The sequence below is a fragment of the Rhodococcus sp. W8901 genome, from assembly GCF_013348805.1.
GTDB lineage: Bacteria > Actinomycetota > Actinomycetes > Mycobacteriales > Mycobacteriaceae > Prescottella.
Genome location: NZ_CP054690.1, coordinates 3,821,221 through 3,847,477, shown reverse-complemented (window position 1 = coordinate 3,847,477; position 26,257 = coordinate 3,821,221). Strand labels below are relative to the sequence as shown.

17 protein-coding genes and 3 pseudogenes are annotated in these 26,257 nt (G+C 67.3%); 11 read left to right on the top strand and 9 right to left on the bottom strand.

What is annotated here, in order from left to right; genetic code table 11:
* Positions 1-4 precede the first annotated feature (4 nt).
* The 6 genes and pseudogenes from HUN07_RS17970 to HUN07_RS17950 form a co-directional block, all read right to left on the bottom strand.
* Positions 5-700: pseudogene (locus HUN07_RS17970) on the bottom strand (DUF222 domain-containing protein); the annotation flags it as partial.
* Positions 701-958: 258 nt separating this feature from the next.
* Positions 959-1,612: a hypothetical protein gene (locus HUN07_RS17965; protein ID WP_114724583.1), complete on the bottom strand. Its 654-nt coding sequence runs from the start codon at positions 1,610-1,612 to the stop codon at positions 959-961.
* Positions 1,613-1,844: 232 nt separating this feature from the next.
* Entirely contained in the window at positions 1,845-2,687 is an 843-nt protein-coding gene (locus tag HUN07_RS27090; protein WP_254622520.1) for an IS3 family transposase, read from the bottom strand.
* Positions 2,684-3,013: a helix-turn-helix domain-containing protein gene (locus HUN07_RS27085; RefSeq protein WP_254622519.1), complete on the bottom strand. Its 330-nt coding sequence runs from the start codon at positions 3,011-3,013 to the stop codon at positions 2,684-2,686. The genes HUN07_RS27090 and HUN07_RS27085 overlap by 4 nt, the downstream gene beginning before the upstream one ends.
* Positions 3,014-3,328: 315 nt before the next feature.
* Positions 3,329-3,658 carry a hypothetical protein gene (locus tag HUN07_RS17955; protein WP_114724584.1) on the bottom strand — a complete coding sequence of 110 codons (330 nt, stop codon included), beginning with the start codon at positions 3,656-3,658 and terminating at the stop codon, positions 3,329-3,331.
* 53 nt (positions 3,659-3,711) lie between these two features.
* Positions 3,712-4,957: pseudogene (locus tag HUN07_RS17950) on the bottom strand (IS256 family transposase).
* 1,023 nt (positions 4,958-5,980) lie between these two features.
* Here HUN07_RS17950 and HUN07_RS17945 point away from each other — a divergent pair.
* Positions 5,981-6,589: a leucine-rich repeat domain-containing protein gene (locus HUN07_RS17945; RefSeq protein WP_174911596.1), complete on the top strand. Its 609-nt coding sequence runs from the start codon at positions 5,981-5,983 to the stop codon at positions 6,587-6,589.
* 376 nt (positions 6,590-6,965) lie between these two features.
* Here HUN07_RS17945 and HUN07_RS17940 read toward each other — a convergent pair whose 3' ends face one another.
* The 3 genes and pseudogenes from HUN07_RS17940 to HUN07_RS17930 all read right to left on the bottom strand — a co-directional run bounded on the left by HUN07_RS17940 (position 6,966) and on the right by HUN07_RS17930 (position 10,977).
* Positions 6,966-7,904: a hypothetical protein gene (locus tag HUN07_RS17940; protein ID WP_174911593.1), complete on the bottom strand. Its 939-nt coding sequence runs from the start codon at positions 7,902-7,904 to the stop codon at positions 6,966-6,968.
* Positions 7,905-8,399: 495 nt separating this feature from the next.
* Positions 8,400-9,683: pseudogene (locus tag HUN07_RS17935) on the bottom strand (lipase family protein); the annotation flags it as partial.
* A gap of 52 nt (positions 9,684-9,735) precedes the next feature.
* Positions 9,736-10,977, bottom strand: a complete 1,242-nt coding sequence (locus HUN07_RS17930) for an IS256 family transposase (protein WP_174910361.1) — start codon at positions 10,975-10,977, stop codon at positions 9,736-9,738.
* Positions 10,978-11,452: 475 nt separating this feature from the next.
* Here HUN07_RS17930 and HUN07_RS17925 point away from each other — a divergent pair, with 475 nt between their 5' ends.
* From HUN07_RS17925 to HUN07_RS17880, 10 genes are all read left to right on the top strand, one after another.
* On the top strand, positions 11,453-11,734 hold the full coding sequence (locus tag HUN07_RS17925; RefSeq protein WP_114724059.1) for an acylphosphatase: 282 nt from the start codon (positions 11,453-11,455) through the stop codon (positions 11,732-11,734).
* A gap of 22 nt (positions 11,735-11,756) precedes the next feature.
* Entirely contained in the window at positions 11,757-15,362 is a 3,606-nt protein-coding gene (gene smc, locus HUN07_RS17920) for a chromosome segregation protein SMC (RefSeq protein WP_174911583.1), read from the top strand.
* 80 nt (positions 15,363-15,442) lie between these two features.
* Positions 15,443-15,976: a glutathione peroxidase gene (locus HUN07_RS17915; RefSeq protein ID WP_174911581.1), complete on the top strand. Its 534-nt coding sequence runs from the start codon at positions 15,443-15,445 to the stop codon at positions 15,974-15,976.
* Between the two features lie 127 nt (positions 15,977-16,103).
* The gene (ftsY, locus tag HUN07_RS17910) at positions 16,104-17,621 is read left to right on the top strand and encodes a signal recognition particle-docking protein FtsY (RefSeq protein WP_174911578.1); all 1,518 of its coding nucleotides are present in this window, start codon (positions 16,104-16,106) and stop codon (positions 17,619-17,621) included.
* Between the two features lie 195 nt (positions 17,622-17,816).
* Positions 17,817-18,977, top strand: coding sequence for a phosphodiester glycosidase family protein (locus HUN07_RS17905; protein ID WP_174911575.1), 1,161 nt, complete (start codon positions 17,817-17,819; stop codon positions 18,975-18,977).
* Between the two features lie 205 nt (positions 18,978-19,182).
* The gene (locus HUN07_RS17900) at positions 19,183-20,442 is read left to right on the top strand and encodes an ammonium transporter (RefSeq protein ID WP_174914840.1); all 1,260 of its coding nucleotides are present in this window, start codon (positions 19,183-19,185) and stop codon (positions 20,440-20,442) included.
* A 58-nt stretch (positions 20,443-20,500) separates the two neighbouring features.
* Entirely contained in the window at positions 20,501-20,839 is a 339-nt protein-coding gene (locus tag HUN07_RS17895) for a P-II family nitrogen regulator (protein WP_114724063.1), read from the top strand.
* Entirely contained in the window at positions 20,829-23,366 is a 2,538-nt protein-coding gene (locus HUN07_RS17890; RefSeq protein ID WP_174911572.1) for a [protein-PII] uridylyltransferase, read from the top strand. Before HUN07_RS17895 ends, HUN07_RS17890 begins: the two co-directional genes overlap by 11 nt.
* 190 nt (positions 23,367-23,556) lie before the next feature.
* The gene (gene ffh / locus HUN07_RS17885) at positions 23,557-25,137 is read left to right on the top strand and encodes a signal recognition particle protein (protein ID WP_114724065.1); all 1,581 of its coding nucleotides are present in this window, start codon (positions 23,557-23,559) and stop codon (positions 25,135-25,137) included.
* Positions 25,138-25,145: 8 nt separating this feature from the next.
* Positions 25,146-26,231: a metal-dependent hydrolase family protein gene (locus HUN07_RS17880; RefSeq protein ID WP_174911568.1), complete on the top strand. Its 1,086-nt coding sequence runs from the start codon at positions 25,146-25,148 to the stop codon at positions 26,229-26,231.
* The last annotated feature ends 26 nt before the right edge of the window (positions 26,232-26,257 follow it).

Sequence of the window (26,257 nt, the reverse complement as noted above, 5' to 3'; positions counted from 1 at the left end):
GCGCCTATGCTGCGCGTGGTCCGGCCCGGTTGTGTGCCGGGATGGGCTTCTTGTAGGGGTCGACCGAACTCGGTGGTGTGAACCACGGGTGGCGGTCGGGGCCGATCTCGACTTGCCAGTGCGAGTGGTGGAGTAGTCGGTGGTGGTAGTGGCACAGGAGTACGAGGTTGTCGAGGTCGGTGGGTCCGCCGTCGGCCCAGTGTTTGACGTGGTGGCCTTTGCAGTGGGCGGGTGGTGCGCCGCAGCCGGGGAAGGCGCAGCCGTTGTCGCGGGCGACGAGGGCTCGGCGTTGTTTCTTCGAGACGGTGCGGGTGGTGCGGCCGAGGTCGAGTGGTACCCCGTCCTTCATGACGATCGGGGTGAGGTCGCAGTCGCAGGCGATGCGGCGGGCGGTTGCGATGGTGAGCGGCCCCATCCACGGCATCCAGGCGACGTCCTTGTCTCCCAACGTGTCCGCGTGATCGGTGGGCGTGCTGCTTCCTGTGTCGGCGTGGTCGTCAGTGTTCGGCTCGGTGCGGGCGAGGTCGCGTGCGTTCACGTGTAGTGACAGGTGCGGCCGTTCGCCGCCTTCGACGGGGGCGTCGCCGGAGTTGAGGTAGTGGCGCAGGATGTCGGTGAATGCTTCGGCGCGGCGTTGTCCGGGAGTGCGGGTGGACGCCGAGTCGTCGACCGGATTCCTCGGTTTGGTGAGTGCCGAGAGTCAATGGTTATCTCCTGCGTCAGACTTTCCGGCAGGGTTCCGGCGTTCGATTAGCACCCAGCCCAGCACCTGGCCACCGGTAGCCGGACGTGGTCGGCAACGGTAGAGAAGGTGCGCGAACAGACGTCCGGAGCCAGCGGATTGGTCGCAGAAGTGCACACGTCGAATGCGGCCACCGCCGGGCATCCACGACCGGTGGGCCGAATCATCGGCAACATCAGCCGCAATTGACCGCGGTCGAGACCTCTACGGCGGACGTCATGTTCGTTGAGCGGGCCGGGTAGCGGCGAGTTCAGCTGCTTGCAGCACTTCCGTGTCGGTGAGCTCGGCGAGGAGCGGGGATGGGGGAGTGCTCGCGGCGAGGTTGTGGCGGAGTTGGAACATCAGGCGCGGCACGTCGACTGGTGGGTCGATTCGGTGGTAGGGCCGAGGGTCGTGGGGCTGTCCGGGTTGCCAACCCCGCAGGAATATCACCTCGCCGGGTTGGGTGGTCCACTGCTCGACGACATCTCTGTGATTGCGGGACGCATGGATCGCGAACGTAGCGGTGCCCTGCAGGGTGATGATCGCGATGTACGACGCGTAGTAACGCTGGTCGCGATGGGGTGGAATCCCGTTGCCGCCTGGTAGGTAGCGTTGGTAGCTCGCCTCGTTCGGAGCGAAGGCGCCGAGGCCTGCAGCGCTCGCAGCGTCGCCGATCCATCCGCTCGCTCGGCCCGGCGCGCGGTCCTGGTGTTCGAGTGAGGTCATGGCGAAGGCGCCACCGACGTGAGCGTGAGGTGTCGTGAAAGTGTGTCGGCCCGCGTCTGCGATAAGCGCGGCGCGCAGGTCCTCAGGAAACTCGCTCCGCGTCACGCAGAATCCGTCGCGTGCTAAGCGAATCGCGTCGAGCACGTGCGAGGTGTTGTGCATTGTTTGCTTCCACTCTGGTCGCTGACACCGCGATTCTGTTGGGATTCGAGCCGGCACACGAACGGCCGGAGACGCAGTTGCGGGCGGCTGTAATCATGCCAGATTCTTGACGCAAGACAGCCGTTTCGTGCGGCGGCGGGGAGACGCCGGCTGAAATGAAAGGCGCCCCACCTCGTCATATGTCTGAACTGCTCCCCGGAAGTTGGACTGGCCAAGTGAGATCGTAACGGGGCTATGCGGCAAGGGCCTGAGCCCGGTATTCAACCGGGCTCAGGCCCTTCAGCGTTGAGTGGCTTCGTTCGGTGTTGAACCATGCGATGTAGTCATCGATCGCGACGGTGAGAGTGTCGACAGTGAGGAACGTGGTGTTGCAGTAGAGCTCGTCCTTCAAATGCCCGAAGAAGCTCTCCATGACCGCGTTGTCGAGGCAGTTGCCCTTGCGCGACATCGACTGGATCGCACGCCCCTTCAGCAGTCGCCGCCAGGAAACATGCTGATACTGGAATCCTTGATCGGAGTGGACAATCGGCTTCTGCCCTCGGTGCCTGGTCTTCAACGCCCGGCGCAGCGACGTGTTCGTCAACGCGAGATTCGGGGAAGTTCCGTGCGCGTGACCGATGATCTGCCGATCGAACAGATCCATCACCGTCGAGAGGTAGACCTTCTGCTCGCCGACACGAAACTCCGTCACGTCGGTGACCCACTTCTGGTTCGTCCCCGTGGTCGTGAAGTCGCGCCTCAACAAGTTCGGGGCGATCTTGCCGGGCTCGCCCTTGAACGAGACATAGCGTTTGCGACGGATCGCGCAACGCAGCCCGAGTGTGTTCATCAGCTTCAGGACGGTCTTCTTCGACAGAACCCAGTCCTCGCGGCGCAGCCGCTGGTGGATGCGGCGATGCCCGTAGCGGCCGCCGTGCCGGTCGAAGATCTGCCGGATCGCGGTCTTGAGCTCCGCGTGCTTGTCCGGCTCGGACAGCCTGGCTTGGTGGTAGAAGAACGTCGACCGCGCAAGACCGGCGATCTTCAGCAACGTGGTGAGGGAATGGACGGCCTTGAGGGCAACGACGGCATTCACCTTGTCCGTCGTTTCTCCTCCATCAAGGCCCGCAATTTTCCCAGGTACGCGTTCTCCGCCCGGAGATACTCGACCTCACGGCGAAGACGGTCCAGCTCCGTCTCCTCGCCCGTGACCGTGCTCTTGGCTGGTCGCCCCTTCGGCTTCGGCCGCAACGCATCTTCGCCGTGAGCGCGATACTCCCGAACCCACCTACGCAGCAGGACAGGCGAAGACAACCCGCCTTCCTCCGCCAGCTCCGCGAGTGTCTCGCCCGCGAGGAACCGCTGCACAAGGTCCAGTTTCAGTTCGAACGGATACACAGCAGGCGTTGCCCTCTTCGACACCAGCACTCCTCTGCCTCGGACCCGCCACCGCTGGTGCAACCTACGAATCGGATCGCGGGGCACCTCCAACGACGTCGCTACGGCCCTCGAAGCCGCACCTTTCTCGAACAACACTACTGCTGCGATGCGCTGCTCTTGCGTCAGCGAACTTCGTCTATCCAAAACACTGACCCCCGGGAGTCTGAACTGATTTCTCAGTCCAACTCCCGGGGGTCAGTTCAGTCGACGGGTGGGGCGTCTTTCGTTGTTCTACGTCTCCGGCGGCTGGTATTGGCCATACAGGCCGATGTCGTCACCAGCAAGTTAGTGCTGGTCCTAGCATTCGCCCTTTGCGGCGGCCTCGACGGCCTTTCGGATCTGTTCCTGATCGGACTTGCTCAAGTCGTCCCAGTCATCAACGCGAATGCCCTGACTCGGGTCGCCTCCGGTGACCGTGACGCTCTCCGCCCCAAACTGCACAGTCCAGCCAGTCTGATCCTTCATGGTCGCCATGAAGTCGTCGGCAGCCTTCTGTGCATCCCACGACTCTCCCGTGCTCTCTGCGAACTCACGAAGCGAGGCGAATGACTCAGCAATGTCCTCGCATGTTTCGTCGTAGAGGGCCTGCCCGGAGGGGGCCTTCCCGGAGGAAGTTGCCTCGGCCACGGTCAAGTCCAGAGGCGTGGTGTAACGAGGTCGCCGCGTGATTCCTCGCGGGGCTATGCGGTCAGGGCGGGTGTGACCTCCTCGGTGGGTTCGGTGGTGTCGGCGGGCTTGTCTCCGCGGGCGTGGGCGAGGACGTCGAGGCCGAGGTAGCGGCGTCCCTCGATCCACTCGTCGTGTTGTTCGGCGAGCACGGCGCCAACGAGGCGGATCAGGGCGGCGCGGTCGGGGGAAGATCCCGACGACGTCGGTGCGTCGGCGGATCTCCTTGTTCAACCGCTCTTGCGGGTTGTTGGACCAGATCTGTCGCCAGATCTGTTTCGGGAACGCAGTGAACGCGAGTAGATCGACCCGGGCTCCGTCGAGGTGGTCGGCGACCTTCGGGAGCTTCTCGGTGAGGGCTTCGATGATCCGATCATATTGTGCGTGAACGGATTCCGAATCGGGTTGGTCGTAGACCGAGTGCAGCAGCGTGCGCACCCACGGCCACGACGACTTCGGGGTGACCGACATCAAATTCGTCGCGTAGTGGGTGCGGCAACGCTGCCAGGAAGCACCGGGCAGGGGTGGCGCCGATCGCCGCGACCAGGCCGGGCGTGGGCATCGGAGGTCACCAACTTCACCCCGGACAGGCCGCGGGCGACCATCCCGCGGAAGAACGTGAGCCAGCCGGCACCGTCCTCGGCGGAGGTGACATCGATGCCCAGGATTTCGCGGTAGCCGTCCGCGTTGACCCCGACCGCGACCAGGGCGTGGACGTTCACCACCCGCCCGTTCTCGCGGACCTTGAGCACGAGGGCGTCGGCGGCGACGAACGTGTACGGGCCGGGCGTCGAGGGGGCGGCTGCGGAACGCCTCGACCTGCTCGTCCAACTCTTTCGCCATGATGCTGACCTGGGACTTCGAGAGCGAGGTGATGCCCAACGTCTCGACCAGCTTCTCCATCCGGCGGGTCGACACCCCGAGCAGATAGCAGGTCGCGACCACCGTGGTCAGGGCCCGCTCCGCGCGCTTGCGGCGCTCGAGCAGCCAATCCGGGAAGTAGCTTCCCGAACGCAGTTTCGGGATCGCGACGTCGAGGGTCCCGACGCGGGTGTCGAAGTCTCGGTGCCGGTATCCGTTGCGCGAGTTGATACGTTCGTCGGAGCGTTGCCCGTAGCCGGCGCCGCACAGGACGTCGGCTTCGGCGCCCATCAGCGCGCGGATGAACATTGTGAGCAGCTCGCGCAGCAGGTCCGGGCTTGCTCCGGTGAGTCGGTCTTCGACGAGCTGGCGCAGGTCTATATCGTGGGCAGTGGTCATCGTGTGGTCCTGTCTCGAGTCGACTTGGTAGGTCTCTCGAAGAATCACGCGGTGACCGTCTTTCGTTCGGCTACGACACGCCGGCCATCTCAATCGGCTCCGGTTCGTACACCATCTTCATGGACGCAACCTCGGCCACTGCGCTCGAGGTGGATGCGGCGGGTTGCTTAGAAGCAGTTGATGTGGGGGAAGCACTCGTGTCCGAATCGTTCGAACTGCAGCCGGCGACGAGAAGGGCGGTTGCTGCGATTCCTACCAGTAGCGTGCGTCTCATGGGTCTATGGGTAGCAGACGAAGCCGACAAATCGGTCTGGTTTGTGGCGGTTCTCGTGGCAGATCACATACGGTCGTTGGCCGAGAGCTCGTCTGCCCCGACTCCCGGCCGATCGCGATATCGGCGGCTATGAAGTCGCGCTCGCGGCGGTGGCATGGCGGGGCGTGCTGCGAAGAGGCAGGCTGTGGCAGGGGGTGCGTACTTGGCCCAGTGGTGATCGCCGGCCAGATTCTTGACGCAAGACAGTTATCGTGTGCCGAGATTTGTCGCCGGGCGCAGCAGCAACGTACGCGTCCACACTGGTCGAGTGATCGCGGTGTGGGTGGCGAACACCGAGATGGCGAACCTCGGGGGGCTTCGGCGAGGAAACTGAAACCAGATCAAGCGATGGCGCGGCCTCGCTACTAGATACGAGATACGAGATACGAGATACGAGATACGAGATACGAGATACGAGATACGAGATACGACAAGCATGCAGTCATCTACCGCACCGCGGTTGTGAACGGACACCGTAGTTGGCAATTTGACAGCTAGTTGTCACAGTTGACACCGTAGTTGGCAATTTGACAGGTAGTTGTCAAAGCGGCACGAACCCCGATCCCGCGGGTGCAGTTCCTCACGGAGGTCATCGGCCCCGAAAACCAGGGTGGCGTGACCCGCCGGACCATGTCCCGAACAGGCGAAGGATCGGAACGATGAGCCCGAGACGTAGCGTGCGTCGTGGGGCGGCTGGTGTGGTTGCTGCGGTGAACGCGCAGCTGGGCCGTCCGATCTCGACACCTCTGGATGCTGAAGCCATCGCCCGGACTGAGTTTCTCGAGCTTGATCAGCTGCCCGTGGCGGACTTGGCCCCGTTGTCCGAACTGTCGAACCTGACCGAACTGCGATTGCACGGGGAGGTAGTGATCGATCTTCGCCCGCTGTCGACGCTGACCGCGTTGCAGAGGCTCGACCTGCGCTGGTCGCCTGTGCGGGAGGTGTCCCCGTTGGCGGGCCTGAACGGTCTCACCCACCTCTACCTCAGCGCAACGCAAGTCAGTGATGTATCCCCGCTTGCCGGTCTGACCGGACTGGAGTTTCTGGATCTGCGCTGGACGCCACTCCGGGACGTCGACCCCCTGGGGGGCCTGAGCGGCCTCACCTGCCTCAAACTCGCGGAGACCGAGGTAGTCGACGTGGCTGCGCTGGCGGGCCTGACGGGCCTGACCTGGCTCGACCTCGAGGGGACCTCGATCACGGACGTCTCGCCACTGGCCGGCTTGCCGCATCTGGGAATGCTCGAACTCTCCGGATCACACGTCACAGATGTTTCATCACTGCGCAGCATGGCCAACCTGACCATCATCGACGGGTGAGTGGACGGAAGGACGACTAGGTGCGCCAGTGCAAGCCGCTCGTGCCGTCTCCTTGTCATGGACCAGTCAGATTTCGGGTAGGCCGTTGAACAGCTACACCTGGCAGACATCGAGCTCTGAGACGTCGACGGAGTGCGCGGGCTGACGACAATGTCTCGCGGGTCAGCCTGGCCGTCGGCCGTGGACCGCATCCGACGAGATCCAAGGCCGCCTTGGGAATCAGACAGAACTATTGCCAACTTCGATGACCACGATCGCACCCTGGCGTTGACACGCTAGTTGTCACACCGCAGGTCAGGGCTCCGGGATTTGCCAACTTCGTTGGCAGTTCACAGCGGTCGTCCTCAACGCCGTCGTCGCCTGTACATAGGAGTTGTCAGTCACAGTCCTTTCCTTCGTTGAGGCGCACGACGAGGGTGAGTCGACCGGCTGGCGTCCACGCGCCGACGGCGACGTTCCCCGAACCCAGATGCGTGAGGCTTTCGATCTCTCCCTCGTCGCCGAAGTCGATCGGCAGTGCGATGCGTTCGGACGAGTCGAAGTTCTCGTCGGCGACGATCAATGCGTCCTCGGTCGCGTACACGGCGGCTCGGTCGTCGTTGATCCAGCACCCGGCGAGCCCGAAACCGTACGCGGCGTCGACGTCACTCGCGTCGAGCCGTGAGATCTCCTTCAGATCAGGCCACGACAGCATCCGTACGGTCTGCGGATTGCTTGGATACGGGGTGACAAGTAGCCTCGCGCCCGACGGACTGAAGCCCGCGATCACGGGATCATCTCCTGCGAGGATCTCGGTCAGATGTAGGCGTGATCCCTCGACATCGACGCGGAACGCGAGAACGCCATCCTGCCCCATGGCGAGCTCGAGAATCGCCGTATCTTCGGCAGGATGCGGATACAGGAAGGCGCGAGCATCGTCGGCGTCGATCGCCTGGTCGTCGAGGATCGCCCCGGTCGCGGAATCGAGCGCGAGCAGCCGGTGCCTCTCGCCGTCCGGGACAGCCACGACAAGTAGACCGCCCAGGAGCGCAGCCGCGTCGGCGGGTATTCCGGGCACCGTGACCACTTCCTCTACGGCGATGACGAGCCCGCCGGCGGAGGCGAGTATGAGCAGATCGAGGCTGGACGCCGCAAGGACGCAGACGTCATCCTCCAGAGGGAGCTCTCGCTGCGAGTTCTCGGCGAGTCTGTCGTCGAGAAGACGCACTGCACCGTCTCGCCACAGCGCGAAAGTCAGACGCCCACCCGCCTCGCCAGCAAAAACGAGACCCGACATCGGGCCCAGGACGTCGATCACGTCAGCGGAAATGAGCATTCGATCACTGTATCGAGCACGGGCGGTCATCGACTGGACAAAGGCTTTGTCAGACACGACCTAGTGGGGGGTGTCCCTACCCGGTTTGCAAGGCGGCTGCGTTACCGGAGGCGGACTGATATGACTGCACTCTCGGTATGAGGTCATTGGGTATGAACATGCAGTTTTGGGAGGTATCGGCGCTCTTCCGGCATCTGAGGAACTATCTCGTGAACGCCCGTCGATTCTTCGCAGGGTGGCGTGTCACCGAGATTCCGAGCACCGAACACCCTCATCCCGAAGACCGCTGAACGACCTGTTCGGTCCCAAGTTCGAATTCGCTGGGCCGGCCTTCGCGTCGTCCTCCGAGTCGATGCTCGTGTAGTGGCCGACCGGCGGCCGGACGTCATCGCATTCGATATCTGACGGAGGCTGCTCGGGTTGGTGGTCGGCGTATCGGAGGTCTCTGACGACGTCGAGTGCGACCCCGCTGTTCTGCGGATGTGATGCGACAGGTCAGGGGTTGGCGTGTTCTTGTGGCGCAAGGGAATTCCCGGGTGCGATGCTCGCGCAGTTGGACGGGGCGGGCTTACCGTCGAATCGGTCGTTGATCCAGACGAGGGCGCCCGGTAGCCAGAGCGCGCCGCCGGGGGAATGGCTGATGGTGTCGTACTGGTCGTACTGAACAGGCAGTCCGGCGTCGCAGTATCTGATGGCGAGGCTACGGACATCTCCCGTGACCATGATGCCGTCACCCGCTCCGATACCGGGGCCACCCGGTTGGGTGCCCTCGAGGGTTCCGTTGGCTGCCTGAGCGATGAACATCGGGATCGTGGGTATCGGCGCGGTACCCATGTTGATCCGGTTGACGGCATCGACGTACTCGGGAATCGAGTTGGGATCCGCGTACTCCGGTTTGACGAGATCCTGCCAGGTCAGGCCGGGATATTGCCCGATCACATTGCTGATCGACGCGTCGTCCAGTCGAGCCATGACCTCACGTCCCCGGTCGCTGAGATACGGGCTGAAGTCGATGTCGTACGAACGGGCCACACCGACCACGCCCATTCCGACAACACCGCCCCATCCGATGCTTCCGCTGGCGTATCGGAGATTGTTGACCGGATTGACGAGCACGCCGCCCTGGGCGGCACCGATCAGATCGTCGTTGATATCCGGTGCATATTCGGGCGCGAGGATCGATGCCCAGTTGGTGGCGATCGCACCACCGGAATACCCCATCAGGCCGATCTTGGCGTCGTCGGTGATTCCGGTTTCGGGAACGTTGCGGGCGGCGCGTAGGGAATCGAGGGTCATCATGCCGTACTCGGGTCCGGCAGCGAAGTGCGCATCCGGACCCTCGGTATCGGCGACGACGATCGTGTAGCCCGCCGCGAACAGTGGGCCGAACACGGCCGTTTCGACGGAGGGGAGTGTGCCGCCGATGTTGGGGTTGCGCCCGCTGGGGGTCACACCACCGATGGTGATGTCGCCGGCGATTGCTCTCGACGGGCCGTCCTCAGGGTTCAGCGAGTCGTAGAAGGACTGGTAGGAAACGACTCTGTTCGGCTGGGCATTCTCCGGTCGCAGGATCGAGGTCACATTTGCGGACGGCTGCCCGAGGGCGTCGGTCGATCGGTAGAGCACCTGCACTGCCTGCACCGGTGTCGGGACGTTGACCACGTGGTACGGCACGCTGCGTGTCTTGAGAACCGCACCAGGCTCGTAGGACGCCAATGGTGCGGTGCCGTCATATCGGTAGAAGGGGTCGCCCGTTGGTTCTGCGAGGGCGGCCGGCGGGTCAAGTCCAGAGGCGTGGTGTAACGAGGTCGCCGCGTGATTCCTCGCGGGGCTATGCGGTCAGGGCGGGTGTGACCTCCTCGGTGGGTTCGGTGGTGTCGGCGGGCTTGTCTCCGCGGGCGTGGGCGAGGACGTCGAGGCCGAGGTAGCGGCGTCCCTCGATCCACTCGTCGTGTTGTTCGGCGAGCACGGCGCCAACGAGGCGGATCAGGGCGGCGCGGTCGGGGAAGATCCCGACGACGTCGGTGCGTCGGCGGATCTCCTTGTTCAACCGCTCTTGCGGGTTGTTGGACCAGATCTGTCGCCAGATCTGTTTCGGGAACGCAGTGAACGCGAGTAGATCGACCCGGGCTCCGTCGAGGTGGTCGGCGACCTTCGGGAGCTTCTCGGTGAGGGCTTCGATGATCCGATCATATTGTGCGTGAACGGATTCCGAATCGGGTTGGTCGTAGACCGAGTGCAGCAGCGTGCGCACCCACGGCCACGACGACTTCGGGGTGACCGACATCAAATTCGTCGCGTAGTGGGTGCGGCAACGCTGCCAGGAAGCACCGGGCAGGGTGGCGCCGATCGCCGCGACCAGGCCGGCGTGGGCATCGGAGGTCACCAACTTCACCCCGGACAGGCCGCGGGCGACCATCCCGCGGAAGAACGTGAGCCAGCCGGCACCGTCCTCGGCGGAGGTGACATCGATGCCCAGGATTTCGCGGTAGCCGTCCGCGTTGACCCCGACCGCGACCAGGGCGTGGACGTTCACCACCCGCCCGTTCTCGCGGACCTTGAGCACGAGGGCGTCGGCGGCGACGAACGTGTACGGGCCGGCGTCGAGGGGGCGGCTGCGGAACGCCTCGACCTGCTCGTCCAACTCTTTCGCCATGATGCTGACCTGGGACTTCGAGAGCGAGGTGATGCCCAACGTCTCGACCAGCTTCTCCATCCGGCGGGTCGACACCCCGAGCAGATAGCAGGTCGCGACCACCGTGGTCAGGGCCCGCTCCGCGCGCTTGCGGCGCTCGAGCAGCCAATCCGGGAAGTAGCTTCCCGAACGCAGTTTCGGGATCGCGACGTCGAGGGTCCCGACGCGGGTGTCGAAGTCTCGGTGCCGGTATCCGTTGCGCGAGTTGATACGTTCGTCGGAGCGTTGCCCGTAGCCGGCGCCGCACAGGACGTCGGCTTCGGCGCCCATCAGCGCGCGGATGAACATTGTGAGCAGCTCGCGCAGCAGGTCCGGGCTTGCTCCGGTGAGTCGGTCTTCGACGAGCTGGCGCAGGTCTATATCGTGGGCAGTGGTCATCGTGTGGTCCTGTCTCGAGTCGACTTGGTAGGTCTCTCGAAGAATCACGCGGTGACCGTCTTTCGTTCGGCTACGACACGCCGGCCATCTCAATCGGCTCCGGTTCGTACACCATCTTCATGGACGCAACCGGCCGGCGCCGCAGCACACGTCAGTGCAACAGCGAGTAGCGCTACGGCGGTGCGTGACAGGCCCCTTGGCGACATGCTCAACCCCCACTGGAATGGGCCACGTCTGACCATGTGGCCGCGACATGACGACCACGATATATTTGCTGATCAGTAGCGTGGCGTGAATCGACCACTGTGATCACTTCGCATCGCAACGCTCCGCGGGTCCGGTAGGACTGATCCGGCATTGCAGACGACGGGCACTGCGGACCGGTGGCCGGCATGGGGGTTCTCGGGATGGGGCGCGGCCGAGCCGATGGCCCGCACGTCCGCAGGCTCACGGCGCCCGTCGGATAATTGCCGTCATGAGTCCCGACACCGAACGCCTCACCGCCTGGGTCCACGGATATGTCCAGGGTGTCGGATTCCGGTGGTGGACCCGGGCGCGCGCCCTCGAACTGGGTCTGTCCGGCCATGCGACCAATCACGTCGACGGCCGGGTGCTCGTGATCGCCGAGGGGCCGCGCGATGCGCTCGAGCGGCTCCTGGCGCTGCTGCGGTCGGGGCAGACGCCGGGCAGTGTGACGCTCGTCGTCGAGCACTTCGGCGCGGCACGCGGGGGCCTTTCCGGGTTCGTCGAGCGCTGATCCGCCGGTAGAGTCCACCGTCATGCACCTGAAGAGTCTGACGTTGAAGGGCTTCAAATCCTTCGCGTCTGCCACGACTCTGCGGTTCGAGCCCGGCATCACGTGCGTCGTCGGCCCCAATGGTTCGGGCAAGTCCAACGTGGTCGACGCTCTCACCTGGGTGATGGGCGAGCAGGGCGCGAAGGCGCTGCGCGGCGGCAAGATGCAGGACGTCATCTTCGCCGGTACCGCCGGCCGCGCGCCGCTGGGTCGCGCCGAGGTGACGCTGACGATCGACAACTCCGACGGCGCGCTGCCGATCGAGTACTCCGAGGTGTCCATCACGCGGCGCATGTTCCGCGATGGCGCCGGCGAGTACGAGATCAACGGCAACTCGTGTCGGCTGATGGACGTGCAGGAACTGCTCAGTGACTCCGGCATCGGCCGCGAGATGCACGTCATCGTCGGTCAGGGGCGGTTGTCCGCGATCCTCGAATCCCGTCCGGAGGACCGGCGGGCGTTCATCGAGGAGGCCGCGGGTGTCCTCAAGCACCGCAAGCGCAAGGAAAAGGCCGTCCGCAAGCTCGATGCGATGCAGGCCAACCTCGCGCGGCTCACCGACCTCACCGCGGAGTTGCGTCGACAGCTCAAGCCGCTCGGCCGGCAGGCCGAGGTCGCCCGGCGAGCGCAGAGCGTGCAGGCGGACCTGCGCGACGCGCGCCTGAGACTGGCCGCCGACGACCTCGTCACGCGGCGCACCGAACTCGCCAGCCAGACGCACGACGAGAAGCTCGCCCGGCAGCAGCAGGAAGCGGTGCAGGCCGCGCTCGAGGCGGCCACCGCCGAACTCGGTGGGCACGAGCAGGCCCTCGCCCGCCTGACACCGCAGGCCGAGGCCGCGGGCCAGACATGGTTCCAGCTGTCGGCGCTGGCCGAACGGGTGAGTGCCACGATCCGGATCGCGCAGGAGCGGGCGCGTCATCTCGACGCCGAGCCGGACGCCGGTCGCGGACAGGATCCGGACGAGATGGAGGCCCGCGCCGAGCGGATCGCGCAGGAGGAGGCCGAACTCGTCGCGGCGGTCGAGATCGCGCGCGCCACCCTGGAGGCGGCCCGCGAGCAACTCGCCGAACGTGAGGAGGCCGCTGCCGACGCCGAGCGCGCCCACCTCGCGGCGGTGCGGGCGATCGCGGACCGACGTGAAGGACTGGCCCGGCTGTCGGGGCAGGTCGACACATTGCGGACCCGGGCAGAATCCGTGGACGCTGAGGTCGCCCGCCTCGACGTCGCGATCGACGAGGCCCGACAGCGCGGGGACGCGGCGCAGACCGAGTTCGACGCCGTCGAGGCCACGGTCGACGACCTCGACGCCGGCGAGGTGGGTCTGGACGGCCACCACGAACGTGCCGTCGCGGCACTGACTCTCGTGACCGACCGGGTCACCGAACTGCAGGCGGCCGAGCGTGCCGCGGGTCAGGAAGTGGCGTCGCTGAAGGCTCGGATCGACGCCCTGTCGATGGGTCTCGAACGCCAGGACGGTGGCGCGTGGCTGCTCGAGCATCACGCTGACCTGGGCCTGACGGGTGTGGTGGCCGAGTTGATCCGCGTCGACGCGGGTTTCGAGGCTGCCGTCGCCGCCGTCATGGGCCCCGCGGCCGACGCGATCGTCGCGGAGTCCGCCGCTGCCGCCGCGAGTGCGGTGCAGGAGCTCAAGGCCGCGGACGGCGGACGGGCCGCAATCGTTTTCACGATCGAAAACCGCGGTAGTACAACACGTCCCACGCTGACTGGGACGGCGAAGTGGGTTGCGGACGTCGTCGAGTGCCCCGAGTCGGTGCGCTCCGGGATCACGGCGCTCCTCGCGGGCGTCGCGGTTGTCGACTCGCTCGACGACGCCACCGAACTGGTGCGGGCGATGCCGTCGGTGCGTGTGGTGACCCGCGACGGCGACCTCGTCGGGGCCGGCTGGATCACCGGCGGCTCGGACCGTCGGCCCAGCACGCTCGAGGTGCAGGCCGCGATCGACACCTCCGTCGCCGGCCTCGAGGCCGCCGAGCGGCGTGCCGAGGAGTTGACGGCGGCGCTCGCCGGCGCGGTCGCCGAACAGGCCGATCGGGCCGAGGTCACCGAGCAGGCCCTGGCCGCGCTGCACGAGTCCGACGCCGCGCTGTCCGCGGTCTACGAGCAGTTGGGGAGGCTGGGGCAGGTTGTCCGGGCCGCGCACGCCGAATCCGAGCGGCTCGTCGCGCAGCGGCTGAAGGCGGAGACCGGCCGGGACGAGACCCTGGCGTCGCTCGCGGAACTCGAGGGACGGTTGCGGCGGGCCGAGGAGGAGCAGTCGGGTGGGGATCCGGCCGATGCCGACGGTCCCGACGCCACCACCCTCGAGCGTGAAGCAGCCGCAGCGGCTCTGACCGAGGTGCGCGCGGTCGAGGTGGAGGCACGACTCGCGGTCCGCACCGCCGAGGAACGTGCGGAATCCGTTCGCGGCAAGGCTGATTCGCTCCGCCGGGCGGCCCAGGCCGAGCGTGAGGCCCGAGCCCGCGCGGAACGGGCGTTGCGGGCCCGGCAGACCGCGGCCGCTGTCGCGGCCGCCGTGGCCGACGCCGGTGGACGGATCGCGGGACGACTCGAACGGGTGGTCGCAGCGGCCGCCGCCCATCGGGACGAACTCGCCCGCCTGCGCGCCGCTCACACCGAACAGGTCGAGGCCGTCCGGGAACAGGTCCGGCAGCTCACCGCGCAGATGGCGTCGCTCACCGACGCGGTCCACCGCGACGAGGTGGCCCGCGCGCAGGCCGCGCTGCGGATCGAACAGCTCGAGCAGACGATCCTCGAGCAGTACGCCATCGCACTCGACGACCTGATCGCCGAGTACGGGCCCGACGTCCCACTGCCGCCCACCGAGCTCGAGATCGCCGAGTACGAGCAGGCCCGCGAGCGCGGGGAGCAGGTCACCAGGCCCGCGCCGGTACCGTACGACCGCGCGACGCAGGAACGTCGCGCGAAGCGGGCCGAGAAGGACCTCGCGACGCTCGGCAAGGTCAACCCGCTGGCGCTGGAGGAGTTCGCGGCGCTCGAGGAGCGCTACAACTTCCTGTCCACCCAGCTCGAGGACGTGAAGAACGCGCGCAAGGATCTCCTCGGCGTCGTCGTCGATGTCGACACCCGCATCCTCGAGCTGTTCACCGAGGCCTACGCCGACGTCGAGCGCGAGTTCGTCGAGGTGTTCGCGAAGCTGTTCCCCGGCGGCGAGGGCCGCCTGGTGCTCACCGACCCGTCAGACATGCTCACCACCGGCATCGAGGTCGAGGCCCGGCCACCCGGCAAGAAGGTCAAGCGGCTGTCGCTGCTGTCCGGTGGCGAGAAGTCGCTCACCGCGGTCGCGATGCTCGTCGCGATCTTCCGGGCCCGGCCGTCGCCGTTCTACGTCATGGACGAGGTGGAGGCCGCACTCGACGACACCAACCTGCGTCGACTGATCGGTCTGTTCGAGCAGCTGCGGGAGAAGTCGCAGCTGATCGTCATCACGCACCAGAAGCCGACGATGGAGGTGGCCGACGCGCTGTACGGCGTGAGCATGCGCGGCGACGGCATCACCACCGTGATCTCGCAGAGGCTGCGCGGTCAGGACCTGGTCGCCGGGTGACACCGGAACCTTCATCCACGTGCACGCGACCGCGTGTCCGCACTCGATAACACTCGATGAGTAGACGAATGGGAGAACCGATGAACGCCCACGATTTCCCGGTGAAGACCGCGGACGGAACCACCAAGGATCTGAGCACTTACAAGGGCCGGTTGCTGCTGATCGTCAACGTGGCCAGCAAGTGCGGACTGACCCCGCAGTACGAGGGGCTCGAGGCGCTCTACGGGGCGAACAAGGATCGCGGGCTCCAGGTCGTCGGGTTCCCGTGCAATCAGTTCGGGGACCAGGAACCCGGCGACGACGCCGAGATCCAGCAGTTCTGCAGCGTCAACTACAACGTCACCTTCCCGGTGTACGCCAAGCTCGAGGTCAACGGCGACGACGCGCACCCGCTGTTCACGTACCTGCGCGCCGCCGCCCCGGGCGACTTCGGACCGGACCACGGATTCCTCTACGAGCACGTCAGCAAGACCCGTCCCGAGGCGATCGGCACCGACGAGGTGAAGTGGAACTTCACGAAGTTCCTCGTCGACCGCGACGGCGAGGTCGTTCGCCGCTTCGAGCCGACCGTCACCCCCGAACAGATCGCCGAGGAGATCGCCGGACTGCTGTAGAAGGCGCGCCGCGGCGGCACGTGACACCCGGGGATCGGATCCCCGGGTGTCACGTGCGGCCGCCGCCCCGCGTCGCCTCTCTTGCCCGGACACGTCACAGCCGCGAGCAGCCTGACAGGATGTTGGGGTGACTACCGGAGCCTGGATAGCAATAGCGGCCGTACTGGCCGTCCTTGTCGTTGCGCTCGTCGTCGGCCTCACCATGGCCCGACGTCGCCGCATCAGCCTGACCGCGCCCGAAAAGCCGGAGCTGACGGAGCAGCCGAAGGACCGTTCGGGCGGGTATCAAGCCGGTGGCGGATTCAACTTCAGCCAGGGGCCGACGGCCACCGCGCCGCCGAAGGTGCCCCCGGCGGCGCCGAAGACGCCGCCGGCAGCACCCCCGGTGCCGCCGGCCGCACCGCCTGTTCCTCCGACGGCGCCCCCCGTCCCGCCGGCCGCACCCGCACCTGCCCCGGAGCCCACGCCGCCGCCCGCCCCCGAGCCCGTCGCGGAGCCGGAACCCGTCGTCGAGCCCGAGCCCGCCCCCGCGGCGGAGCCGGTCGTCGAGGAGAAGCCGTTCGTCGCGCCGGTCGCGGAGCCCGAGCCGATTGTCGAGGAGAAGCCGGCTGTCGCGCCGGTCGCGGAGCCGGAGCCGGTCGTCGAGCCCGCCCCCGAGCCTGAGCCCGTCGTCGAGCCCGAGCCCGTCGTCGAGGCCGCCCCCGCGCCGGCGATCGAGGAGATCGAACCCACCGAGGGCCGTCTGGACCGCCTGCGCGGTCGTCTGTCGCGGTCGCAGAACGCGGTCGGCAAGAGCCTGCTCGGCCTGCTCGGTGGTGGTGACCTCGACGAGGATTCGTGGGAGGAGGTCGAGGACACCCTGCTGATCGCGGACCTCGGCACCGCAACGACGACCAAGGTCGTGGAACGTCTGCGTGAGCAGATGGCGGCCCGCGGCGTGCGCAGCGAGGCCGATGCCCGCGCGCTCCTGCGCGAGGTGCTCGTCGAGGAACTGCGCCCCGAGATGGATCGCTCCATCCATGCCTTGCCGCACGGTGATCATCCCGCGGTGCTGCTCGTGGTCGGTGTCAACGGCACCGGCAAGACCACCACGACCGGCAAGCTCGCCCGCGTGCTGGTCGCCGACGGCCGCCGTGTCCTGCTCGGTGCCGCCGACACGTTCCGTGCCGCGGCAGCGGATCAGCTGCAGACGTGGGCCGAGCGGGTCGGCGCCGAGGTGGTGCGCGGCAAGGAGGGCGGCGACCCGGCCGCGATCGCGTTCGACTCGGTTGCCAAGGGCATCGAGGACGGCGTCGACGTCGTCCTGATCGACACCGCCGGCCGCCTGCACACCAAGACAGGCCTCATGGACGAGCTCGGCAAGGTCAAGCGTGTGGTCGAGAAGAAGGCGGCCGTCGACGACGTCCTGCTGGTCCTCGACGCCACCGTCGGGCAGAACGGCCTGATGCAGGCCCGGGTCTTCGCGGAGGTCGTCGACATCACCGGCGTCGTGCTGACCAAGCTGGACGGCACCGCGAAGGGTGGCATCGTGTTCCAGGTCCAGCACGAGCTGGGCGTTCCGGTCAAGCTCGTCGGCCTCGGCGAGGGTGCCGACGATCTGGCGCCGTTCGAGCCGGGGGCGTTCGTCGACGCACTTCTCGGATAGCCGGTTTCGTCCGGTGCGCCGATCCCTTCCGTCCGCGTTGTCCGGACGGGGGTCACGACGACGTAACGGATGACATGCACTCGGACAACGGGCCTCGGTAGAGCGATCTACTGGGGCCCGTTGTTCGTGACGTGTCGGGGGAGTCGAGCGCATCCGCGTTGCTCGGTCACGAGTTCACGCTGGGGGAGGCGCGTAGTGCGAACCGTCCGGACCTTTCTGACCGCCGCGGCAGGGGCCGTTCTCCTGGCCGGATTCGTGGGCACCGCCCCCGCGTCGGCCGACCCGTTCACCGATGCCCGGGCGCGGCTCGACGGCGCCGTCGCGGCAGCCGGGGGCAGCCCCGTCGTCTACCAGTTCGGCCCCGACTTCCGGCTGCCGATGCAGCGTGCGGACGGCAGCGTCTACGACATGGGCACCGACAGCCGGCTGATCGTGATCCCGGGGGCCTCGCGGTCACCGCTCACGTCGGAGTTGCTCGTGGATCGCAAGGCCGGTGACTCGTTGCGATGTGAGGCGACGCCCACCGCGGTCGCCGGTGGGATCCAGCAGACGTCGGAGCTGTACCCGCCCGTCGATGCGTGGAACCGCATGGGGCAGCCCGCAATTGCGATCAACACCAACTTCTTCGATGTGCGCCCGCAGTCCGAAGGCACGAGTTGGGCACGCAGCGGGTGCTCGTCGCCGCTCGGGACGTACTACGACACTCACCTGGCGACGCGGAGCCTGGATTTCTCGAAGTTCTGGGACCGGTACTTCGTCGGGTCCGAGGGCCTGAGCGACGGTGCCGGGCAGGTGTGGTCGCCGCTGTCGACGTTCTTCGTCGTCGACGACAACGTCGCGGGACTGCCGATGCCGGTGTCGTTCGAGCTGCACGACGCCGAAGGCCCGTTCAGCAACGAGGAGACCAGACGGCGGGTCGACCAGTTGGAGTTCGGCGGGCGCGAGTTCACGGCGTTCGCGGGCGTCAAGCTGCGTGGGCCGGCCGGGGAGTTCCAGTTCGTCGACAACCCGATCCGACGCGCGGCCCGAACCGCCATCGGCTACAACACTGCTCGCGACCAGTTGTACATCCTGCAAGGCGGATCGAACGAGCCGGACGGTTTCACCCTCGGGAACGTGCAGGATCTGTACCGGGCGCTCGGCGCCGAGCTGGCCGTGGGGCTCGACGGCGGTGGATCGTCCGCCCTCGTGGTGAACAAGGCGGCGGGAATCCCTTGGGCAGGACAGGGAATCAATGCCGGAATCGCCCCGCTCGGCTCCTGTCCGGAGGCCCCGGATGCGTACTGTTCGCCGGGTCCCAAGCGTCCGGTTCCGGGGTGGTTGGGCGTCGATATGCGCGAGCAGTTGGGCTCGTAACGGGCAGGATCCTCGCGAAAACTCCCTGATGAAACGTGCCCGCAACATAGTCTGGCCATGCGTTCACCTACGCGAAACAGCCGAGAGCCCTGCCGGAAACACCGCGTGACCACTCTTCTCCATGACGACGTGCTGCCCGGCGCGCGAGAGGGAGGTTCTAGTGAGTCCCGAGGAAGTGGTGGCGAGCTCCGGCAACGCCGCATGGATGCTGATGGCCGCGTCGCTGGTGCTGTTGATGACACCCGGCGTCGCGTTCTTCTACGGCGGGATGTCGCGGTCCAAATCGGTCCTGAACATGATGATGATGTCGTTCGGGTCCATGGCCGTGATCGGCGTCATCTACGTGCTGTGGGGCTGGTCGATGTCCTACGGGACCGAGGACATCGGCGGGGTCTTCGCGAACCCGTTCGAGTTCTTCGGCCTCAAGGACAGCATCACCGACGCCGACGGCAACTTCATCGCCGGCGCATGGGGTTACCCGAATGTCATCGATATCGCGTTCCAGGTGACGTTCGCGATCATCACCACCGCGCTCATCAGCGGCGCACTGGCCGAGCGCGTCAAGTTCGGCACGTGGATGGCGTTCTCCGCGATCTGGGTGACGGTGGTCTACTTCCCGCTGGCACACATGGTGTGGGGCGGCGGGCTGCTCTCCGGCTCCGAGAACGGACTGGCCGCCAAGATCTTCGGAACCATGGACGACGGTGAGGGCGGTCTGGTCGCGCAGGTCGCACCGATCGACTTCGCCGGCGGCACCGTGGTCCACATCAACGCCGGCATGGCCGCATTCGTGCTCGCGGTCATCGTCGGCAAGCGGATCGGCTTCGGCAAGACCGCGTTCCGTCCGCACAACCTGCCGCTCGTGATGCTCGGCGCCGCGCTGCTGTGGTTCGGCTGGTTCGGATTCAACGCCGGTTCGGCCTTCGCCGCCGACGGTGCTGCCGGTCTCGCCTGGGTCAATACCACCTCGGCCACCGCGGCCGCGATCCTCGGCTGGCTCGCCACCGAGCGGATCCGCGACGGCAAGGCGACGAGCCTGGGTGCGGCATCGGGCGCCGTGGCCGGTCTGGTCGCGATCACGCCGGCGGCAGGTTCTCTGAGCCCGGTCGGTTCGCTCGTGCTCGGCGCCATCGCCGGCATCCTGTCCGCCCTCGCGGTGGGCCTGAAGTACAAGTTCGGCTACGACGACTCGCTCGACGTCGTCGGTGTCCACCTGGTCTCCGGCCTGTGGGGCACGGTCGCGATCGGATTCTTCGCGACCAAGACCGGGCTCTTCTACGGCGGCGACTACAAGCAGCTGGTGATCCAGATCGTGATCGCCGCCTGTGCGCTGATCTTCACCGCAGTTCTCACCGCGGTCATCGCCTTCGCACTCAAGCCCCTCGGATGGCGGGTGTCGAAGGAGAAGGAAGCACGCGGAATCGACGAGGGTGAGCACGCAGAAACTGCATACGACTTCGCCTGACGCGATACTGAAGGAAAGTGAACATCGGGCACATGAGACTTTTCGAAGGGATACAGAGATGAAGCTGATCACGGCGATTGTCAAACCGTTCACACTCGAGGACGTCAAGACCGGCCTCGAACAGGCCGGTGTGCTCGGGATGACGGTCAGCGAGGTGCAGGGCTACGGGCGGCAGAAGGGCCATACGGAGGTCTACCGCGGAGCTGAGTACTCGGTCGACTTCGTGCCCAAGGTTCGCGTCGAGGTGGTCGTCGACGACGCCGCGGTCGACAAGGTCGTCGAGGTCATCGTCGAGGCCTCCCGCACCGGCAAGATCGGTGACGGCAAGGTCTGGGTCACACCGGTCGAATCGGTTGTCCGAGTGCGAACCGGGGAACGAGGTTCGGATGCGCTCTGACCCTCACGGGTCCGGATTCGACGGCCCTGATCCCGTCGCCGCCACGGCGGCCGGGTCGGGGCCGTCCGCGTCTCGCGGTGCGGAGTCGGGACATCCGGACGAGGCCCGGGACCTTGCCCGGGCGCGGGAACAGTTGCTGACGGGCGGTTCCCGTCACCACCGTCTCGACGCCCCCTCGCTGCGCCACGCCCTGGTCGATCTTCACGAATTCTGGCTCACCACAAAAGGAAACGAACTGGGCATCCGCCCGGACTCGGGGTTCGCGATCGTCGCGGTCGGCGGACTGGGGCGCCGCGAGATGCTGCCCTACTCCGACCTGGACCTCATCCTGCTGCACGACGACGTCGACCCCGCGGTGGTCTCGCAGGTCGCCGACCAGTTGTGGTATCCGCTGTGGGACGCGCACATCAAGCTCGATCACAGTGTGCGAACCGTCCCGCAGGCCCTGCAGGTCGCGACAGCCGACCTGACCGCGACGCTCGGCATGCTCGAGGCCCGCCACATCGCCGGCGACGTCGAGCTGAGCCACCTGCTCATCGGTGGCGTTCGGCGACAGTGGCGCACCGGGATTCGTTCGCGCTTCGACGAACTCGTCGAGCAGTCGCGTTCCCGGTGGGCGCGCAGCGGCGAGATCGCGCACCGCGCCGAGCCGGATCTCAAGAACGGACGCGGCGGACTGCGGGACGTCCAGTTGCTCAACGCACTGTCGATCGCGCAGCTCACCGACGGGATGCCCGGTCTCGGGCCGGACGCGCCGGGTGGCGGGCTGGCGCTCGCACACCGGCGCCTGCTGGACGTGCGCACCGAACTGCACCGGGTTGCGGGCCGCTCGCGGGATCAGTTGCGGGCGCAGGACGCCGACGAGATCGGTGCGGCGCTGCGCATCGGCGATCGGTTCGATCTGGCCCGCACGCTCAGCGACTGCGCCAGAACCATCAGCTATTCGGTGGATGTCGGGCTGCGGACGGCGAACAATTCGCTTCCGCGGCGCGGTCTTTCGAAGCTCCGTGGGATTCCCGTGCGACGGCCGATCGACGAGGGCGTCGTCGAGCATGCCGGCGAGGTGGTGCTGGCGCGTGACGCGCGGCCCAAGCGGGACCCCGGCCTGGTGGTGCGGGTCGCGGCCGCGTCGGCGTCGACCGGGATGCCCATCTCCGCGTCGACGCTGAGTCGGCTCTCCGACAGCGCCCCCGAACTGCGGGAGCCGTGGCCCAAGGGCGCACTCGGCGACCTACTGGTGCTGTTGGGGTCGGGCACGCGGGCGATCCCGACGATCGAGGCCCTGGACCGGACCGGGCTGTGGGGACGGCTGCTGCCGGAATGGGGCGCGGTGCGCGACCTGCCGCCGCGCGACGCCGTCCACACGTGGACCGTCGACCGGCACCTGGTGGAGACCGTCGCGCAGGCGGGCGCGCTCACCACCCGTGTCGCGCGCCCCGACCTGCTGATGCTCGGCGCGCTGCTGCACGACATCGGCAAGGGGCGCGGCGGCGACCACAGCGAGGTCGGGGCCGAACTGGCCACGCAGATCGGGACCCGGCTGGGGCTGTGGCCGTCGGACATCGGGCTGCTGACCGCGATGGTGCGGCACCATCTGCTGCTGGCGCAGACGGCTACCCGCCGGGACCTGGACGATCCGGGGACCGTGCAGATGGTGGTGGACAAGCTGGGCGGCGACCCGGTGCTGCTCGAGCTGCTCCACGCGCTCGCCGAGGCCGACTCGCTGGCGACCGGACCGGGTGTGTGGGGCGACTGGAAGTCGTCCCTGATCGGTGAGCTGGTGCGGCGCTGCCGCCTCGCGATGGCGGGGGAGAAGCTGCCGGTGCCGGATCCGATCGATCCTGCGCTGATCGACCTGGCGGCCCGCGGCGGGGTGCATGTGTCCCTCCATCCCGGGTCTGCCGCGCACACGTTCGTGGTCACCGTCGTCGCGCCCGACACGCCCGGACTGCTGTCCCACGAGGCGGGCGTGCTGGCCCTCAACTCGCTGCGTGTGCTGTCGGCGTCGCTGGGCAGCCACGGCACCTCGGCGATCAACTCGTTCGTCGTCGCGCCGCGGTTCGGGGCCCCGCCCCAGGCCGGCCTGCTGCGGCAGGAGCTGATCCGGGCGATGGCGGGGGAGGTGGACGTCCTCGAGCAACTGGACGCGCGGGAGCTGGAGTCGCGCGGGACGCAGCCGCTCGAGGATCGGACCGCGGCGGCCGTTCCGGTGCAGTACGCGCAGGCTCCGCCTCGGGTGATCTGGTTCGAAACCGAGGGAGCCGACGAATCGGGTCAGGTGATCGTGGAACTGCGTGCGGAGGACCGGTTGGGCCTGCTCAGCCGGTTGGCCCGGGTACTCGAGCGAAACGGCGCCGACGTGCGCTGGGCGCGGGTGAGCACGCTGGGCTCGTCGGTGGTGGACGCGTTCTGTATCCGGCTGTCGGAGTCCGACACCAGGGCCGGGCGCGAGCGGCTCGAGCGTGCGATCCTGTCCGTCGTCCCGGCGCCGGAACCCGAGAAGGAGCCGGACTCCGAGTCCACCTGAGCCCGGCGCGGTCGACATCGGGCGGTTGCTGCGGTGCGCTCTCGGGCGTTGTCGCAGGAACCGCCCGCGGCGCCGTTCGCCGGTTCATCGGTGCCGGGTACAGGGTTGCCGCGCGGTCCGACCGCGTCGAGCGGTTACCCTGGTTGCGAGAATATTCACGGCCTTCTCTCAGAGCTCAGGAGCGCACTCGGTGTTCGAATCCCTTTCCGACAGGTTGACCGGAGCCCTCAAGGATCTGCGTGGCAAGGGTCGACTCTCCGGAGCCGACATCGACGCCACGTGCCGCGAGATCCGTCTCGCACTCCTCGAGGCTGACGTCGCGCTGCCCGTCGTCCGCTCCTTCATCGCCAAGATCAAGGAACGCGCGAAGGGCGCTGAGGTCTCCGGCGCGCTCAACCCGGCGCAGCAGGTCGTCAAGATCGTCAACGAGGAACTCGTCGGCATCCTGGGCGGCGAGACGCGTCGTCTGCAGTTCGCGAAGACGCCGCCGACGGTGATCATGCTGGCCGGTCTGCAGGGTTCCGGTAAGACCACCCTCGCCGGCAAGCTCGCGAAGTGGCTCAAGGACCAGGGCCACACCCCGCTGCTCGTCGCGTGTGACCTCCAGCGTCCCGGCGCCGTCAGCCAGCTGCAGATCGTTGGTGAGCGCGCGGGTGCCGCGGTGTTCGCGCCGCATCCCGGCACGTCGATCGGTGGTGGCGACAACGCGCTCGGTGTCTCGGCCGCCGACCCCGTCGAGGTCGCCAAGGCCGGTGTCGAGGAAGCCCGCAACAAGCAGTACGACGTCGTGATCGTCGATACCGCCGGACGTCTCGGCATCGATGCGGACCTGATGGCGCAGGCCGCCGGGATCCGCGACGCCGTCCAGCCCGACGAGACGATCTTCGTGCTCGACTCGATGATCGGTCAGGACGCGGTCAGCACCGCCGAGGCGTTCCGTGAGGGCGTCGGTTTCACCGGCGTCGTGCTCACCAAGCTCGACGGCGACGCCCGCGGCGGCGCCGCGCTGAGCGTCCGCGAGGTCACCGGCGAGCCGATTCTGTTCGCGTCGACCGGCGAGAAACTCGAAGACTTCGACGTCTTCCACCCGGACCGTATGGCCAGCCGCATTCTCGGCATGGGCGACGTGCTCAGCCTCATCGAGCAGGCCGAGCAGGTGTTCGATGCGCAGCAGGCTGAGGAGACCGCGCACAAGATCGGCTCCGGCCAGCTGACGCTCGAGGACTTCCTCGACCAGATGATGGCCGTGCGCAAGATGGGCCCCATCGGCAACCTGCTGGGCATGCTGCCCGGCGCGGGGCAGATGAAGGACGCGCTCGCCAACGTCGACGAGAAGCAGCTCGACCGGATCCAGGCGATCATCCGAGGCATGACCCCGGAGGAGCGCGAGAACCCGAAGATCATCAACGGTTCGCGTCGACTGCGGATCGCGAACGGCTCGGGCGTCAAGGTCTCCGACGTCAATCAGCTCGTCGAGCGCTTCTTCGAGGCCCGCAAGATGATGGCCGCGATGGCCGGACGCATGGGCATGCCCGGTGCGCGCAAGCAGATGAAGGGCAAGAAGGGGAAGAAGGGCAAGAAGGGCGGCAAGGGCCCGACGCAGCCCAAGATCCGGGGTGGTTTCCCGGGCGGCTTCCCCGCCGGAATGCCGGGCATGGGTGGCATGCCCGCCGGCATGCCGGACCTGTCGAACATGCCCAAGGGTCTCGACCAGTTGCCGCCGGGACTCGAGGGCATCGATCTGTCGCAGCTCAAGCTCCCCAAGAAGTAGGCACATCCGTGAGCTCGTTCCACCTGCGGGGCACCGGACTGCCCGACGAGCAACCGTTCGACATGTGGGTGCGCGACGGTGTGTTCTCGGCCGAGCCGGTGCCCGGCGCGAGGACGCTGTGCACGGACGGCTGGATCCTGCCGGGTCTCGTCGACGCGCACTGCCACGTCGGGATCCGGTACGGCGGCGGTGCGGAGGACCTGGACGGTGCGCTGGCACAGGCCCGCACCGAGCGTGACGCCGGCGTCCTGCTGATCCGCGACGCCGGATCGCCGGTGGACACCCGCTCGCTCGACGACGTCGCGGGGCTGCCGCGGATCATCCGCGCCGGACGGCACATCGCCGCCCCGAAGCGGTACATCCGCGGGCTGCCGGTGGATCTCGAGGACGAGTCCCAGTTGCCCGACGAGGTGGTGCGGCAGGCTCGCGCCGGTGACGGCTGGGTCAAGCTCGTGGGCGACTGGATCGACCGCGAGGTCGGTGACCTGGCACCGCTGTGGAGCGACGGCATCCTCGTCGACGCGATCGAGGCGGCGCACCGCGAGGGCGCCCGGGTCACCGCCCACGTGTTCGGCGAAGACGCGCTGCCCGGTCTGATCAACGCCGGGATCGACTGCATCGAGCACGGCACCGGGCTCACCGACACCACGATCGCGATGATGGCCGAACGCGGCACCGCGCTGGTGCCGACGCTGATCAACATCGACAACTTCCCGGAGATCGCCGACGGCGCGACGCGATTCCCCGTGTACGCCGCGCACATGCGCGACCTGTACGCGCGGGTGAACGACACCATCGGTGCCGCGCGCGATGCAGGCATCGCGATCTACGCGGGCACCGACGCCGGCGGACACGTGAAGCACGGGCGGATCGCCGACGAGGTCGCCTCGCTCGGCAAGGTCGGCATGACGCCCACCGAGGCTCTCGGCGCCGCGTGCTGGAATGCGCAGACGTGGCTCGGCGGTGGCGGACTCGAGCCGGGCGCCCCGGCCGATCTCATTGTGTACGAACAGGATCCGCGCACCGGGCCGCAAGTTCTCGCAGAGCCGTCGCTCGTGATGGTCGGGGGACAAGTCGTTACGACGCGGGACTGACCCCGATTCTGTTGGCGGTGCCGGCC